This is a genomic window from Nguyenibacter vanlangensis (genome assembly GCF_013376155.1).
In the GTDB taxonomy this organism is placed as follows: Bacteria; Pseudomonadota; Alphaproteobacteria; order Acetobacterales; family Acetobacteraceae; genus Gluconacetobacter; species Gluconacetobacter vanlangensis.
In genome coordinates this window covers 1-1,469 of record NZ_JABXXP010000675.1, presented here as the reverse complement: position 1 = coordinate 1,469, position 1,469 = coordinate 1, and the positions used below count along the sequence as shown (strand labels likewise).

The following is a 1,469-nucleotide window of genomic DNA, read 5'->3' as shown; positions in this document are numbered from 1 at the left end:
GACATGACCGGGCTGGACGGGCTCGTCTGGCTGCGCGGCGACGTGGCGCGCGTGCGCGCCGGCACCAACATGCTGGCGCTGGATCGCGCGCTGCGCGCCAAGGGGCGCGAATTGCGCATGTTCCCCTCGACCAAGCGCACGGCGACAATCGGCGGCTTCGTCTGCGGCGGATCGGGCGGGATCGGCTCCGTCACCTGGGGCGGGCTGCGCGCGCCGGGCAATCTGCTGGCGACCCGCGTGGTGACGATGGAGGACGAACCCCGCGCCGTGGAACTGCGCGGCCCCGACACCAGAATCGTGAACCACGCCTACGGCACCACCGGTTTCGTGACCGAACTGGAACTGCCGGTCGAACCCGCCGTCGATTGGTGCGACATGGCGGTCGCCTTCCCCGACCTGGCGCAGGCGGCACGCTTCGCCCACCTGCTCGCCACCCAGACCGGCCTGCAAAAGAAGCTGGTCTCGGTCATGGATTGTCGCCTGCTGCCCTATTTCGCCCCGCTGCGCAACCGGGTGCCGGCCGGCCGGGCCCTGGTCATCCTGATGATGGCGCCCGCCGCCATCGAACCCACCCGCGCCCTGATCGCGCGGGAACATGGCGAACTGTGTTATTCGTGCAACACGGCCGAGGCCGAGGACGATCCCGGGCACGTTCCGCTCTACGAATTGACCTGGAACCACACCACCCTGCAGGTGCTCAAGAAGGACCGGTCCTACACCTATCTGCAAACCGGCTTTCCGCCCGCCGACGCGCTGGCCCGGGTCGCGGCGCTCGCGGCGCAGTTCCCCGACGAATTGCTGACCCACCTGGAATTCCTGCCCATGGAGGGCGGCATGTCCTGCGCCGGCCTGCCGGTGATCCGCTTCACCGATTCGGCCCGCCTGGACAAGATCATGGCGGCGCACGACGCGGCCGGAATCTCGGTGGCCAACCCGCATGTCTACACGATCGAGGACGGCGGCGCCCATCGCGGCCTCTCGCCGGATCTCGCCGCCGACAAGCGGCGATTCGACCCGGCCGGCCTGCTCAATCCCGGCAAGATGCGCAGTTTCGAGGCGCTGGCCGGGGCACCGAACGGGGCAGAGCGGGCGGCCGAATCCTGACCGCCGCCCGGCCCCTGTTACCTGCCGGGCGGGGATGTGGTATTCCGGCCGCATTCCATGTGTCGAATCGGTCTGTACCTCATGCCGGGGTGACTTTGCACTGGCAACCGGGCCGCGCGCGATATATATTACGAATCCGTTATGGAATCAGGAATTCCAGCGGATATCGGCGCCCGTTCCGGGGGTGGAAAGGCGCCGTATTTTTATTTTCAACGCAGACGGGGGTTACGTTGTCGTCACGATTTATCTTCGGGCTGCTGGTCGCCAGCACGGCCTTGTCCAGCAGCATTCTCGCGGCCGGCGCGCAGGCGCAGACCGCGGCGCCGGTCACGCAGCACCATCCGCGTCACCGCCACGCGCCGGCC

1 protein-coding gene is annotated in these 1,469 nt (G+C 68.1%); it reads left to right on the top strand.

The window, feature by feature from the left end:
* The coding region (locus tag HUK84_RS17915; RefSeq protein ID WP_176641456.1) for an FAD-binding oxidoreductase at window positions 1-1,104 on the top strand (1,104 nt) is incomplete at its 5' end.
* Window positions 1,105-1,469: the final 365 nt, after the last annotated feature.